The 14,486-nt window shown below is 34.1% G+C and carries 16 protein-coding genes; 4 read left to right on the top strand and 12 right to left on the bottom strand.

The genetic code is table 11. The annotated features are described in order from the left end of the window. Positions 1–207: 207 nt before the first annotated feature. The 6 genes from ASG22_RS15040 to ASG22_RS15015 all read right to left on the bottom strand — a co-directional run bounded on the left by ASG22_RS15040 (position 208) and on the right by ASG22_RS15015 (position 6,285). Entirely contained in the window at positions 208–1,857 is a 1,650-nt protein-coding gene (locus ASG22_RS15040) for a DNA repair protein RecN (RefSeq protein WP_055986308.1), read from the bottom strand. Positions 1,858–1,921: 64 nt separating this feature from the next. Then, positions 1,922–2,830, bottom strand: a complete 909-nt coding sequence (locus tag ASG22_RS15035) for a DUF4835 family protein (RefSeq protein ID WP_055986304.1) — start codon at positions 2,828–2,830, stop codon at positions 1,922–1,924. A gap of 36 nt (positions 2,831–2,866) precedes the next feature. Beyond that, positions 2,867–4,069, bottom strand: a complete 1,203-nt coding sequence (coaBC, locus tag ASG22_RS15030; protein WP_055986303.1) for a bifunctional phosphopantothenoylcysteine decarboxylase/phosphopantothenate--cysteine ligase CoaBC — start codon at positions 4,067–4,069, stop codon at positions 2,867–2,869. Between the two features lie 122 nt (positions 4,070–4,191). Then, entirely contained in the window at positions 4,192–4,515 is a 324-nt protein-coding gene (locus ASG22_RS15025; RefSeq protein ID WP_029298198.1) for a DNA-directed RNA polymerase subunit omega, read from the bottom strand. A gap of 41 nt (positions 4,516–4,556) precedes the next feature. Then, positions 4,557–5,552, bottom strand: coding sequence for an outer membrane protein assembly factor BamD (locus ASG22_RS15020; RefSeq protein WP_055986300.1), 996 nt, complete (start codon positions 5,550–5,552; stop codon positions 4,557–4,559). A 103-nt stretch (positions 5,553–5,655) separates the two neighbouring features. Next, positions 5,656–6,285: a TetR/AcrR family transcriptional regulator gene (locus ASG22_RS15015; protein ID WP_055986296.1), complete on the bottom strand. Its 630-nt coding sequence runs from the start codon at positions 6,283–6,285 to the stop codon at positions 5,656–5,658. Between the two features lie 97 nt (positions 6,286–6,382). Between ASG22_RS15015 and ASG22_RS15010 the strand changes: the two genes are divergently transcribed. The 4 genes from ASG22_RS15010 (at position 6,383) to ASG22_RS14995 (ending at position 8,905) form a co-directional block, all read left to right on the top strand. Beyond that, positions 6,383–7,009: a TatD family hydrolase gene (locus tag ASG22_RS15010; RefSeq protein WP_055986293.1), complete on the top strand. Its 627-nt coding sequence runs from the start codon at positions 6,383–6,385 to the stop codon at positions 7,007–7,009. Beyond that, the gene (locus ASG22_RS15005; RefSeq protein WP_055986290.1) at positions 7,002–7,727 is read left to right on the top strand and encodes a ThiF family adenylyltransferase; all 726 of its coding nucleotides are present in this window, start codon (positions 7,002–7,004) and stop codon (positions 7,725–7,727) included. Before ASG22_RS15010 ends, ASG22_RS15005 begins: the two co-directional genes overlap by 8 nt. Before the next feature lie 112 nt (positions 7,728–7,839). After that, positions 7,840–8,214, top strand: a complete 375-nt coding sequence (gene rnpA / locus ASG22_RS15000) for a ribonuclease P protein component (protein WP_055986287.1) — start codon at positions 7,840–7,842, stop codon at positions 8,212–8,214. An 82-nt stretch (positions 8,215–8,296) separates the two neighbouring features. Then, positions 8,297–8,905, top strand: coding sequence for a DUF4126 domain-containing protein (locus ASG22_RS14995; protein WP_055986284.1), 609 nt, complete (start codon positions 8,297–8,299; stop codon positions 8,903–8,905). Positions 8,906–8,938: 33 nt separating this feature from the next. On the opposite strand, the gene ASG22_RS14990 is transcribed toward ASG22_RS14995, so the two are convergent. The 6 genes from ASG22_RS14990 to ASG22_RS14965 all read right to left on the bottom strand — a co-directional run bounded on the left by ASG22_RS14990 (position 8,939) and on the right by ASG22_RS14965 (position 14,450). Then, positions 8,939–9,130, bottom strand: coding sequence for a hypothetical protein (locus ASG22_RS14990; RefSeq protein WP_055986281.1), 192 nt, complete (start codon positions 9,128–9,130; stop codon positions 8,939–8,941). An 18-nt stretch (positions 9,131–9,148) separates the two neighbouring features. After that, entirely contained in the window at positions 9,149–11,407 is a 2,259-nt protein-coding gene (locus tag ASG22_RS14985; protein ID WP_055986277.1) for a hypothetical protein, read from the bottom strand. Between the two features lies 1 nt (position 11,408). Further along, on the bottom strand, positions 11,409–11,933 hold the full coding sequence (locus tag ASG22_RS14980) for an LptE family protein (protein WP_055986274.1): 525 nt from the start codon (positions 11,931–11,933) through the stop codon (positions 11,409–11,411). Further along, positions 11,930–12,622, bottom strand: coding sequence for a hypothetical protein (locus tag ASG22_RS14975; protein ID WP_055986272.1), 693 nt, complete (start codon positions 12,620–12,622; stop codon positions 11,930–11,932). Before ASG22_RS14975 ends, ASG22_RS14980 begins: the two co-directional genes overlap by 4 nt. Before the next feature lie 10 nt (positions 12,623–12,632). Further along, positions 12,633–13,922: a sigma-54 interaction domain-containing protein gene (locus tag ASG22_RS14970; protein WP_055986269.1), complete on the bottom strand. Its 1,290-nt coding sequence runs from the start codon at positions 13,920–13,922 to the stop codon at positions 12,633–12,635. A 96-nt stretch (positions 13,923–14,018) separates the two neighbouring features. Beyond that, the gene (locus ASG22_RS14965) at positions 14,019–14,450 is read right to left on the bottom strand and encodes a hypothetical protein (protein ID WP_131726204.1); all 432 of its coding nucleotides are present in this window, start codon (positions 14,448–14,450) and stop codon (positions 14,019–14,021) included. Positions 14,451–14,486 lie beyond the last annotated feature (36 nt).

Here is a 14,486-nt window from a genome sequence, read left to right as displayed (position 1 = left end):
CTTAAACATGATGTTTAGATTAAAAATAATTTCTGATTTAATTAAAACAACTTGTTTGGACAAAAATAGAAATCTTTTTGGGTTCCAGCAGATTGTTTCAACTGAAATATAATTCTGTTTTATTTCAAACACTTTGTTTAGATTCTAAAGCAACAAAAAAGACCTCCAATTTCTCAGAAGTCTTACTATATTTTAATGTATTACATTTTATCCCATCAACTCTTTTGCCTGCGCCAAAGCCGCTTCGGTAATCTTACTCCCGGAAAGTAACTGAGCGATTTCGTTTAATTTTTCTTCGTCGCTTAATGCAATAATCGTCGATTGCGTTTTTCCAGCAACATCCTGTTTTACCACTTTATAATTATTATTTCCTTTTGCAGCAACCTGCGCTAAGTGAGAAATAACGATCAACTGCATATCTTCGGACATCTCACGCATCAGATTTCCGATTTCTTCGGCCACTTTTCCTGAAACTCCGGTGTCGATTTCATCTAAAATCAATGTAGGAAGTTCATCGCTTTCTGCAATAATTTTCTTTACCGCCAACATCACTCTCGATCTTTCACCACCCGAAATGGCGGTCTGAATCGGTTTTAAAGGAAACCCTGAATTTGCCTGAAACAACAGTTGAATATTTTCTTTACCGAAAGGATTGAACTCCGCAGAATCATGCAATTCGATATCTACTCTTGCTTTTTCAAGACCTAATTTTTTAAGTAATGTTTCTGCCTTTTTAATGAAAACAGGAATGCTTTTTTTTCTGTTTTTGGAAAGTTTATCAGCAAGACTTTGAAGTTTTACCGTTTTTTTGGAAATATTTTCTTCAATCTCCGCAATCGAAGCTTCCAGTTCGGAAGCCCCTTGCTGATCGCCAGCCAGCTGGTCTCTGATATCTTTTAATTCCGTAATATCAGCAACATTGTGCTTTACGAAAAGATTATTAATTCTGTTATTTAAATCAATAAGAGTCGATAAATTTCCGGGATTAATTTCAATTTTCTCAGATTCATTCTCAAGCTCGGCAATGATATCTTTCAGCTCCACAAAAGAAGTTTCCAGTCTTTCATCAAGTTCTGCAAAGCCGTTGGAGACTTCTGCAATTTTTGAAAGCTTGTTTTTGGCTTCATTAAAAAATGATAAAATGCCCACTTCTTCCTGATGAAACCTCGACAATACCTGTGCGAGATTTTCGGAGATCATTTCTGCATTTTCCTGAATAGAAAGCTGATTCTGTAATTCTTCATAATGCACATCATCCAGCTTCAAATCTTCAAGCTCGTTCAGTAGAAATGCTTTGTAGTCACTTTCTTTATTATTTTCGGAAAGTTGTGTCTGAAGCTTTTTTAATTGAGTTTTTAAGCTCTGAAAATTAAAAAATTCATTATAATATTCTTCAACAAGCTGTTTGTTTTCTGAAAGCCCGTCGATAATTTTAAACTGATATTCCGGAGTAAAAAGATTCGACGTTTCAAACTGAGAATGAATATCAATCAATTGAGAAGATAATTCTCTGAGAATATCCAACGTCACGGGAACATCATTAATAAATGCTCTCGATTTTCCGGATGGCAGAATCTCTCTGCGGATAATCGTCTGATGTTCGTAATCCAGATCATTTTCGATAAAGAATTTTTTAAACTGATTGTTTAAAGAAAACTCTGTTTCTACAATACTTTTTTCTTCCGCTTTCGAAATGGATTTTAAATCTGCCCTTTCTCCGAGAATCAGTCGTAAAGCACCTAAAATAATAGATTTTCCGGCACCGGTTTCCCCAGTGATTACCTGCAACCCGTTTTGTAATGACACTTCAAGCGTATCAATAAGGGCAAAGTTTTTAATATAAATTCTCGAAAGCATTGATAGTAGCAGATTACGTAGCTATTGCAAATATAGAACTTTAGATTTCAGAATTCAAGTGAAGTTATTGTTTCCATTTACTCCACTTAGACTCTGTATTTTTAGGAGAAAGCATGGTCATCAGATTTTTAAGATCACCTAAAACAATTCCCCCATTATTCCCTGAATTAAAAATATTGAAGATTTCGTCTGCCTTATTATCTAAGAAAAGATTAAAATAATAAGATTGCTGGAAAGAGTTTTCATACTGCTTCAACTGCATTAAAGCATCAAAAATCACTTTTTTGCCATTCGTCTGATCCTGATTAAATAAGTTATCCAAACCAGCTCTGTGATAAGAATACATCGTCGCACGAACCTGACTCCAGTTTGGGCTCATGATTTCTTTAATTAAAATCGAACGGCTTCTTGGTTCGTTAATCTGTTTCCAGCCGTCGTACGTATTTTGAGATTCACCGTTTTGTGCAATTTGCTGAGCTTTCTGAAACCATTGAGTTCCGCCCATTGATTGGAAACTGTCGGCATCATAACCCAAAATTACATATACATAAAAGCTGATGACATCAATTAAATTCTTACCTGAAAATTGTCTTTCATTAAAAATAAGATTCTCATTTTCAACATAATCGAAAGAAAACCTTTGATCCTGAAGATTGAGTAAAGGAGATTCATACGTTGTATTAAAAACAGGACGTACTGACTGGACAACAATATTTGCGGTAAATCTATTCCCCTCTCTCGCCTTAATAACGATGGCAAAATTTGACTTTATTTTTTCAAAATTCTGAAGTCTTTTTCCTGTCCAGCTCGTATTGTTGATGAAATCTCTTAAACTTTTCTCCAATGCTTTATAGGCAGCCTGATTACTCCCCCCAATCTGTTGGGAATTCACCTGAACCGTCGCTAATAACTCCTGAGAAAAACTGAGATTGAACAAAAACAGAAGTAAAAATATGCTTAAAATTTTTTTCATTTTCTATTAAAGATTGAGAACGGAAATTTATTAAAATTATTTTAAAAGTTGAACCTCAACGAAATCCAAAATATCTTTTGCAACATCCTCTTTAGATTTCAGAGTAAATTCCTTTTTTCCCGTTTTGGTAAATATTTTTATTTTATTGGTGTCATTTTTAAAACCTGCACCTTCATCACGAAGTGAGTTTAAAACAATCATATCCAGATTTTTCTTTTCTAATTTTCCTTTTGCATTTTCTTCCTCATTCTGAGTTTCTAATGCAAAACCTACCAAAAACTGATGGGTTTTCTTTTCGCCCATTGTTTTAAGAATATCCGGATTTTTGATCAATTCAATCGTCGGATTATCATCATTTTTTTTTATTTTTTCTTTAGCAACTTCTTTCGGAGCATAATCTGCCACCGCGGCACTTGCAATTCCGATGTCGATGGTATCATAAAACTCAAAAACCTTTGCCAACATTTCTTTTGCTGAGGTTACTTTATGCAGCTCAACATTTTTATCATTAATAATTTGAGAACTCGGTCCGGAAATTAAAATTACTTTCGCTCCTCTTTTTGAAGCCTCTTCTGCCAAAGAAAACCCCATTTTCCCTGAAGAATGGTTTCCGATAAATCTTACAGGGTCAAGCGCTTCATAGGTTGGTCCGGCTGTAATTAAAACCGTTTTTCCTTCCAATGTTTTTTCAATCGTTGAATTGAAAAAATCTTCAATACGCTTAGCTATAGTTTCCGGTTCCGCCATTCTTCCCTGCCCGATTAATCCGCTCGCCAGTTCGCCATTTTCTGCAGGAATAATAATGTGTTTGAAACTTTCAGCCAGTTCTAGATTTTTCTTTGTAGAAGGATGTGCATACATATCTAAATCCATTGCAGGTGCGATGAACACAGGGCATTTTGCAGACATATAGGTTGCAATCACCAAATTATCACACATTCCGTGAACCATTTTCGCTAATGTATTGGCTGTACAAGGTGTAACAATCATTACATCTGCCCATAACGCCATCTCCACATGACTGTTCCATGTTCCGTTGTCACTGTAAAAATCTGTATAAACAGGTTTTTTAGACAATGTGGAAATACTCAGCTTGGTTACAAAATTTTCCGCATCCGGAGTCATAATTACCTGAATTTCCGCTCCTTTTTTTACAAAATCTCTGATCAGAAAATGAATTTTATAAGCGGCAATTCCTCCAGAAACTGCGATGAGAATTTTTTTCCCGGAAAGACTCATTTAGATTTAATTTTTTAAGAATACTAAATTACTTAATTTTTCTCACAAACCATTTAAACAACAAGGGTCATAAAGAAAAGATTTCCCTTATGACCCTTATATATAAAAAACACTAATGGTTTTTATTTTCTTTCTTCAGTCTTTCTGAAGTATACGTCTCCGTTTAACCATTCTTCGATTGCAATAGAAGTTGGCTTTGGAAGTTTTTCGTAATGTTTAGAGATTTCAATCTGCTCTCTGTTTTCGAAAACTTCTTCTAATGTAGAATTGTGAACAGCAAACTCGTCTAACTTGTTATGAAGTTCTGTACGAATTTCAGCGTTGATCTGCTCTGCTCTCTTTCCCATGATAACAATCGCTTCGTAGATTGAGCCTACTTTGTCTTCAATCTTATCCTTATCATAAGTAATGGTATTTACTTCTGCTTTTGTATCTTTTACACTCATTTTGAGAATATTAATTTTATTTAAGTTCGCAAATTTACGAATTATCTTTGAATTTTGAAAGTCGCCGCTGGAGGAGGTGTATTAATCGCTGCACTGTCCCTCTGGATCTGCATTGCTTTCTTCTCAGCATCGATCTGATCTTTCACTTGTTGTTCAGTTTTTGTCTTTTCGGCGTTCTGTGCTGCAAGCTTTTTCTGTCTTTCCGTTAACGCTGCAATTCTCGCTTCTGTTTGTTTTTTAACAACTACAAAATCTTTCTTTTCTTTTTCAAGTTTTTCTCTGATGTCTAAAGCTGTTTTTGCAACATCCGTATTCGGCATTTCCTTTTCAATCTGTCTTGTGAAAGCTAATGCACTTTCGATACGCTCGTCTTTAAGGTCGTAAACCGATTTTATTGCCAATTCATAACGAGATTTTACGATATAATCATAAATTTTCGGACGAAGTTTTGTACCTGGAAAATCATCCAACACATTTTCTAAAGAGGTGTTTGCAGCTTTGTACTCACCCATTTTGAAGTACTGTCTCGCATTTTCGTAAGACTTGAACTCCATTTTATAAGACAGCTCTTCGATAAGCGTATTGATATTTTTTGATCTTTCTGAGTTCGGATAATTATTTAAGAAATCCTGAAGCTCATTAATTGCCGTTTCGGTTGTAGACTGATCCAAGTTATAATCCATAGATCCTTCATAGTAACACAAAGCAGACATATAGGCAGCCTCTTCTTTTCTCTTATCCTGAGGGAAACTTATTGAGAAGTTTTTGAACTGATTTCCTGCCAGTCTGAAGTTTTTATCATAATAATTGGCATACGCAGAATTAAAAACCACGTTCGGTGCATCATCCGTTCCTGCCACAAGATTTGGAAGCCTGTCATATAAAGCTAAGGCATTTTTCCACTTCTTTTTAGCAAAATTTTCGTTAGCAGTTTTTAAAATGAGGGTTTTGTCCGCACTTTTCATTGCTCTTTCCTGCTTACTTACGCACGATGCCACTACTGCTACAGCAAAAATGCCTAAAATATATTTTTTCATATAAAAAATTCAACAGTTTTCGGATACTATAGCCGATTTACTAATTTGCAAAAATATAACTTTTTTGTCAATAGATTTTTTTTTATGATTATTTAACGTAAATTTAGTCCGCAGCGTATCCCAAAATGGCAAAAACGCTCATTAAGAGATTCATTCTTACCTTTTTTTCTGCTTCTTTGGTGTAGGTTTCTTCGTTTTTATTCGGAACATACAACTCGTAGAAATTTCTGTTTCTGATCACAAATAATGTAGAGCCAATAATGGTTGTTAAAACATCTTCAGGCTTCGGGGTAAAGGTAAAAACTCCGGAAGCCACGCCTTTTTTGATAACATCATCCAGTTTTTTTACAAAAAGCTGATAAAAATCCAGCAATTCATCTTTTAAATTTTCTGTATGCCGAAGTTCCTGTGTAACAAATCCGTGGAAATAATTATATTTAAACAATTGAGCTACAATATATTTAATAATTTCTTTCATCTGCATTTCCGGTTTTCCTTCTTTGATGGTATCAGCAAATTCGGAGAAATTTTCTCTAGTTTTCAGTACTCTATACTGATAGAGATAAGACATCATTTTTTCTTTAGACCCAAAATAATAAGAGATCATAGCGACATTAATATTTGCTTTTGAAGAAATATCTCTTACCGATGTTCCTTCGTAGCCTTTCCTGGCGATCAGCTCTTCAGCTATATCTAAAATATGAATTTGTTTATCCGTAAATTTTTTTCTCATGAAGCAGCGTTTCAGGTAAAGTTAAGAAATTTTTAACAAATTTATAAACGTTCGTTTAAGAAATCGCATTAAATCTAAATTAATAGTATTTTTGACTATGGAATTTTTTAATTTTCATCATCACCATAAAAATATCTCGTATGGAATTTACAATCTTGATTTAGAAAGTATTCCTACAGATTCCCCCTATTCAATCGGGATTCATCCGAAAGATATTAATATGAATTCTATTGAAAATCAGTTTAATTGGCTAGAATCAAATATTTCCGAAAACTGTTTTGCGATTGGAGAATGTGGGTTGGATTCTTTTGTGGAAATTGATCAGAAGATTCAGGAGGAAGTTTTTTTAAGACAGATTAAATTTGCTAATGACATTAAAAAACCCGTCATTATTCATTGTGTCAGAAAGTTTTATGAAGTGATTTCATGTAAGAAATATGCGAAACAGCCGATGATTATTCATGGTTTTAATAAAAAACAAAGCATTGCTGAAGATCTCCTCAAAAATAATTTTTATCTGAGTTTTGGAAAAGCCGTTTTGTATAATTTATCTTTGCAAAATACTTTGAAAATTACTCCTTTAGACAAAATCTTTCTGGAAACCGATAATGATGATTTTGATATTGAAGAACTATATCTGAAAGTTTCGGAAATAAAGGAAATTTCGCTGGAAAGTTTGAATAAACAAATAATAGAAAATTTAGAGACGATAAAAAATGGATAAATACTGGTTGGAAAGAACGGAACTTCTCATCAAAGAAGAAGGATTGGAAAAATTGAATAAAGCGACCGTTTTGGTGGTAGGATTGGGCGGCGTAGGTTCTTTTGCTGCCGAATTTTTAGCAAGAGCCGGAGTCGGAAATATGACAATCGTAGATGGAGACACCGTTGACATCACCAACATCAACAGACAGTTACCTGCTTTGCACTCAACCATAGGAAAACACAAAGTAGAAGTGGTTGCCGAACGACTTTTAGACATTAATCCTGATCTTAATTTAACCAAAATCAATGAATTTCTGAATCCTGAAAGAATGGATGAAGTATTAGATTCTGCACCATTTGATTATGTTTTAGACTGTATCGACAGTGTAACTCCTAAACTTACTTTAATTATTGCTGCTAAAAGAAGAAGGATAAAAACCGTAAGCTCGATGGGAGCCGGCGGAAAAATGGATCCTAGCAAAGTAATGGTAAAAGACATCAGCAAAACCGAACATTGCCACCTTGCGAGACAAGTAAGAAAAAGGCTTAAAAAAGTGAAAATCGACAAAGGTGTTCGTTGTGTTTTTGCCAATGATATTCAGGATGAAGACAGCTTAAAAATGACTGACGGCAGCAACTACAAAAGATCTTTCTATGGAACGATAAGTTATATGCCTGCCATTTTCGGGTTGTATTGTGCTTCAGAAGTGATTAACCATTTATTGACTAAAGATTAAAAAATTCCCCGCAGGTTTCACTGATTTTAAAGATGATTGAGAAATATTTTCCGTCGTAATCCTGAAATCTGTGGGAAAAACATAAAACAAATACTATATTTACATTCCGTAAATGACAAACTTCAAATATCCCAGAGCAGAAAAACTCAAAAAAAACACCGAGATCTCTTTACTTTTCGAAAAAGGTAAGTGGAGAACGAATGGGAATTTGAGAATTATTATCCTTAAAAATAAGCCAACTGCACCCGTTGAAAGCACAAAATTTGCCGTTTCGGTTTCTAAAAAGTATTTCAAAAAAGCCGTCCATAGAAATCGTATCAAAAGACTTCTAAGAGAATCTTATCGATTGAATAAAGATCTATTTAAAGAAGCTTTTGGAGATAAAACAATAGCCATGCTTTTTTGGGCATCCTCTGAAATACCGGAAAAATTTCAAAATGTTGAAGAGCAGTTTATAAAGCTTTGTCAGGCTCAGAAAAAACCTTAATTTTCTTTCTTTCAATAATTTATCTAACTTTTGTTTGTCTAACTTTTTGTAACTTTCAGCAAAACAATAAATCTGAAAACTAATGTTAGACAATGTTCCCTATTTACCTTATGTACTGAGTGCATTAATTGGAATCGGTTTAGCCGCAGCAAGCGGTTTCCGGGTTTTTCTCCCGATTTTTGCTGTGAGTCTTGCTTCCTATTTTCAATGGATCCCAATGAATGATCATTTTGACTGGCTTGCAGGTTTACCCACACTCATCATCACCGGAATTGCAACAATTGTAGAAATCATTTCGTATTATATTCCGCTTATCGATAATCTTTTAGATACCATTTCGATTCCAATGGCGACTATTGCAGGTTCTGTTTTATTTGCCAGTCAGTTTGTTGATTTAGGAACGTTTCCACAATGGGCATTGGCGTTGATTGCCGGCGGAGGAACAGCAGCCACGATCAGTTCAGGATTTGCAGGAATTCGGGCAGCATCAACGGCAACGACAGGCGGATTAGGGAACTCGGCAGTTGGAACAACGGAAACAGCAGGAGCAGGAATTATGGCTATTTTGGCAATGATAGCTCCGATTATTGCCGCAGTTTGTACCATCATCTTAATTATTCTGATTATATTTTTAGGCAGAAAAGCCTGGCAAAAACTGAGAAAAAATAAAAATATAGTTAATCATACTTAAAATAGAAACGGCAGAAATAATTTCCGCCGTTTTTTATTTTATTTTTTTATTATAATTTCCAAAAAGAATACCTAAAGGACCTATTATTGGAAAAAGAATAACTATGAAATAAGGTAAAATACCTGATTTTGTTTTCAATAAAATCATGATTGCCGAAATATACAATGCCATAGTCATTATTCCAGCAAATAATATCTGAAACGGTGTAATAATTAAAATATTCATTATTCTTAATTAAGTTAATTATCTGCTTCTAAAATCCTTTATTTCCTGAATTTTACCTTCAAAATATTCTTTCTTTTCCGGATTTTTTTTGATTAGGATTTCAAACGCTTTTACCGCTTTTGTATACAGTTTTTGCTCAAAATAAAGACTTGCCAGCGTTTCGGTCATTAAATGTGAAATATCATCATTCTTTTCTTTGACAATATAACTGCTTTCATCCCTTAACTGGCTGATTTTCGGATTATTTTCGATAAAGGTTTCAATCACCTTATTTTTGACTTCCGTTACATCTTCTTCAATACCCTTAATCTGTTCAGTTTCTTCTGCTCTATCAATCTTCAGCCAACTTTGCCAAGTATTGATAAATCCTGGAACATTGCTATCGAGAGGATTTGAAATTGCTTTTTGAGCAGGAGTTACAACTTCTTCTTTAGTTTCTTGTTGAGATTCTGTAGATTTTAATTTTGAAATATCAGATCCGAAGAAAGAAACATTCATCACAGGAGCATCCTTTTTTTCTTCAATTAACTCTTCATTAATCGGAGCTTCGGGATCAATTTGAAGTTCGTCAGTCTGATTTCCAAATTCATTGGATTTATCTTGAATCAATTCAGGAATTTCTTCTACAGCCGGTAAAATCTCTTCCGTTACAGGGGTTTCTTTTTTAATTTCTTCAGTCGTCTTGGTCTTTTCTTCAACCTTTGGTTGAGGAATTTCTACCGATTTATTAATCATAGAATCGGGAATATGAGCCTCAAAAGACATAGGTTTCCATGAAGTTTGTACTTCTTCTGACTTTGCAGTATCTTCTTTTTGCTCATCAATAATTTCAGGGTCAGGATCGGAATCCTGAGTTTCTTTCTCAGCATTTTTCTCTACCGGTTTTACCTCAAAACTTTGAGTTTCGGCAAAGCTAATATCATGACTTAATGTTTCAGTTTCAGGCTCTTCTGCTTTTTTGATTTCCTCAGAATCTGCTTTTTCCCTCATCTTTTTCTCAACCTCTTCAATCAGACGACGCATTTCATCCTCATGCTTGTTGATGTTGGATTCAACGGTTTCTTCTTTTATTTGATCTGAATTATTCGGCTGAATTTTTACATCTGGAAGAAATGATTCTGTTCCGTGGAAACTCAATTCTGATGAATCATTAACAGATTTTTGTTCTTTTTCAGAAGAAATTTTATCTTCATTAATGATTTTTTCCGGAGTAAATTCTGCCGTTTCCTCTACTTCATTTAACTGTTCAGACTCTTCTTCATTAAGATTTTCTTCAACTTCATCATTTTGAATCTTTAACGCAAAAGATTCAGTTTCATGAAAACTGACTTCTGATTCATCTAAAATTTCTTCTTTTTCTGTTTCAGAGCTGATATTTTCTTCTTCTATAATTGTCTCCGGTGTGAATTCTTCTGACGCTTCAGATTCATGATCTGTAATTTCCTCTTCATTATTTTCTTCAATATTATCATTCTGATTTTCAGGAACTAAAAACTCAGTTTCTTGGAAATTTAATTTTGATTCATCTAAAACTTCTTCTTGTTCTGCCTCAGAAAAACCATTTTCTTCTTCAATGATTGTTTCTGGAGTAAATTCTGATTCTTCGATTTCCTCAACCACTTTTTGATCCTGAATTTCTGTAGAAAGCTCTTCTGTTTCCGAATTTTCTTCAACAATCGGAACATTATATTCTTTCTTTTCAGTTTTTTGAGTAATAATTGATCCTGATTCTAAAGTAGATTCAAGGTCAATTGTTTCCACCTGATCATCTTCAAGGAAATTTTCTTCGCCCTCAAACAAAATCCTGTTTCGTTCCCCGTTCACATACAAATGCTTTATTTCAGGTAAAGGAGTGGGAAGAATTACTTCTCTTGGCAATGAAGTTTCATCCACTAAAAGATCAGCTTTTTCTGTTTCAATATCATCAATTAAATCATCTTCTCGTTTGATCGGAAAATTAGTGACTTTTGACTGATATAGTTTTTTAAGCGGATTTTCTGGATAATCAGGTTTCACTTTTACTATTTCAGATTGAGGCTTCTGCTGAATTTTACCATTAATAAGCTGATACAAAATCTTCTTATCGGTAGTATAAGCTGCTGTGGTAGAGAGTACTTTCTGATAATTTTCTTTATCGTAAAGATTTACCCCATATAGATACAACGCTCTGATATTCTGAACATAGGGAAAAGAATTAATTTCTTCTCTCAGAAGATTTAGATCCTCTGACTGAATATTTTTTGGGGCCTTTAATAATTCTAAAACTCTATGATTCATCTTACCAGTTCGCTACAATATCGTTAAAAATTTTATTTATAATCCTGTCTGTCGCAATCTTCACCTGAGAAGATTCTATTTCCGACTGAGACAAATTACTGTTGAAAACAGCCTCATCAGAATACGTTCTGTCGAAACTAAAATCCGGATGAAGTTTATTTTCATAATGCACCTTTACGGTGATTGTAAGTTTGTTTTGAGATTCATTAATCACTCCTCCGGTGTTTTGATTGGTGACTGTATTGGAACCAATGGTAGTCGGTGTGATTGAATAATCTGTGATCTCACCTTCCACTAAAATATCCGGATTTTCTTTCGTGCCTTTTAAAGTAGTTCTCTGTAAAAAACGGTTCTGAATATCCGTAGAAAACTGCTGAGACAACGTGGGGTTTACCAAAGGTGCATTATTGGGAAACTCACTGATCTTAATAGTTTTCTCATCCGTTAAAGACGAGCCCGTAAAAGAATAACATTGCTGAAACAATGAAAGAATAATAAATCCAAAGATCAATTTTATCTTACTCATAAACCTACTTTTTGATTTTGCGTCTCCAAGACGTCTTTATAAGCTGCATATCTGATGCAGATTCCTAATGGAATTGTGAAAAATAATCCAATCCCACAGGCAATAATTCCCAACTGAGAAATAATACCTACTACGATTGAAAATATGAAAATCATAAGAAAATTCTTTTTAGCAATCTTCCAAGATAGTGAATATGCCAATCTCACACTTTGAACTCTGTACAAAGAAATAAGAGGCTGTACAAAGAAAAGTGATACCGAAAAAGCTATCATAAACAGAATATATAAGAAAAACCAGATTCCCATACCACCCATCACTACAACAGGATCTATATATTCTCCTCCTGCATTTGCTGCTACAATAACGGGAATTATGGTAAAGCCTAATGGTATCATTAAAATCATAACAACAATGGTAACCAAGATCATTAATTTAAAATACACCCAAAAGTCTGTAAAATCGAAAATATCTCCCGCCTCTACTTTTTGTCCCTGATCTGCTTTTTTGCAGATTTTATAAAAATTTCCCATTGCCAGAATTCCGCAGAACGGAATAATACTCATCACAACAGCCAATAAAGTTGCTAGTATGAAACCGCCAATGTCTTTTTTAAAAATCTCAAAACCTTCAGAGATATATTTTCCGATATTTAAATCGTAGCCTTTGTTCGTAATTAAATCAAAATTCATTGTTAATAGTTTATTCTTCTAAGTTATATTGTTTTATTTTTCTGTATAACGTTCTTTGTGAAATTCCTAACTCGTCCGCAGCTTTATTTCTACGTCCTTTATGCTTCTCCAACGCTTTGATAATCAAATCTTTTTCATTATTCTGAAGCGATAGTGATTCGGGTCTGTTTTCTTCAATTTCAATATCCTCAAAATCTTCATAGCTTTCTTCCGGAGATGAAATAATCGTCGGATTCTGTACCACAGGAGAATTATTATTGTTTTCAAAATACAACAACGAATTCTGCGGCACATTCTGCTGCGGTTCCGGAGTATAAATTCTGTTGATTAAGTTTTTCTCCTGATTGCTTAAATCTCCTGCACCACGGTTTTTTATCAATTCCGAAGTTAAGGATTTTAAATCATTAATATCGTTTCGCATATCAAAGAGAATTTTATACATAATTTCTCTTTCACTGCCAAAGTCGCCTTGTTTTTGAGAATTCGGTGTATTTACCACCATCGGAAGATGCGTTTCCATCGGGATATATTCTGCCAATTTCTCAACTGTGACGTGTCTGTTTCTTTCAACAACAGTCATCTGTTCGACCAGATTTCTCAACTGACGAATATTTCCGGGGAAAGTATAATTTTCAATATAATGAACTGCACTCGGCTCAAGCTCCAGTTCCGGCATTCTGTATTTTTCCGCAAAATCGATAGCAAACTTTCTGAAAAGCAAATGAATATCCCCTTTTCTTTCTCTCAGAGGTGGCATATCAATCTGCACCGTATTCAGACGATAATACAAATCTTCACGAAATCTTCCGTCATGAATTGCTTTCATCATATTAACGTTTGTTGCCGCAACGATTCTTACATTGGTTTTCTGAACCTGAGACGAACCTACTTTCATGAATTCACCACTTTCAAGAACTCTTAGCAAACGAACCTGTGTCTGTAAAGGTAATTCACCAACCTCATCCAAGAAAATTGTACCGCCATCTGCCACCTCAAAATATCCTTTTCTGGTTGCCGTAGCTCCTGTAAATGCACCTTTTTCGTGCCCAAACAATTCGGAATCAATGGTTCCCTCAGGAATTGCGCCACAGTTTACAACGATATATGGCTGATGTTTTCTTTTGGATTCTGAATGAATTATTTTAGGAATAAACTCTTTCCCGACACCACTTTCTCCAATCACAAGGACTGAAATATCCGTAGGTGCGACCTGAATAGATTTTTCTAACGCACGGTTTAAGGCAGGAAAATTACCGATAATTCCGAAACGGTTTTTTATATTTTGTAACTCGATACTCATAAGTTATTTTTTAGATTATTTTTTTACAGTTATATTTTTTAGCTGTAAAATTTTAGTTAATTTGTTAAAAATGATTTTAAATTTTATTTCATCCAACTAACCAATTGCACTTAAATAATCTTTGTTTCTTACTTTTGAAACTTTTGTTTTAAAATATAAAATATCCGCAAAGAGATTTTCTTTACCGTTTTTTTCGAAGTTTGTCAGGAGTTGATTGTGCTTTTCTTTTTCAGAAAAATCTATTCCCGATTTATTTTTAAAAAAGTTATTCTGTTGTTTTCCCGAGAAAAATTTTTCAATAAGATCAACCGCATTTTGCTTATGATTTATCGCAAAATGATGTCCCTCTTTTTCCTTTAAAAAAGAATTTTGAAAGATTTCACATTCGTGACTTAAAAACTGACTGTAAATTTCATACAGCTTTTTGCAGTCTTCACTTTTGAAAGATCCGTTGCTTGTCTGTGTCGAAACATTACTGCAGATGATTACCAATAAAACACTGAGGCAATATTTATGAAATTTTTCCATTGTCTGAGTTGAATTGTTAATTGATAATAATTTTAT

Origin of the sequence: Chryseobacterium sp. Leaf405 (genome assembly GCF_001425355.1) — a bacterium.
GTDB lineage: Bacteria > Bacteroidota > Bacteroidia > Flavobacteriales > Weeksellaceae > Chryseobacterium.
This window is presented reverse-complemented; position numbering and strand designations above follow the sequence as displayed.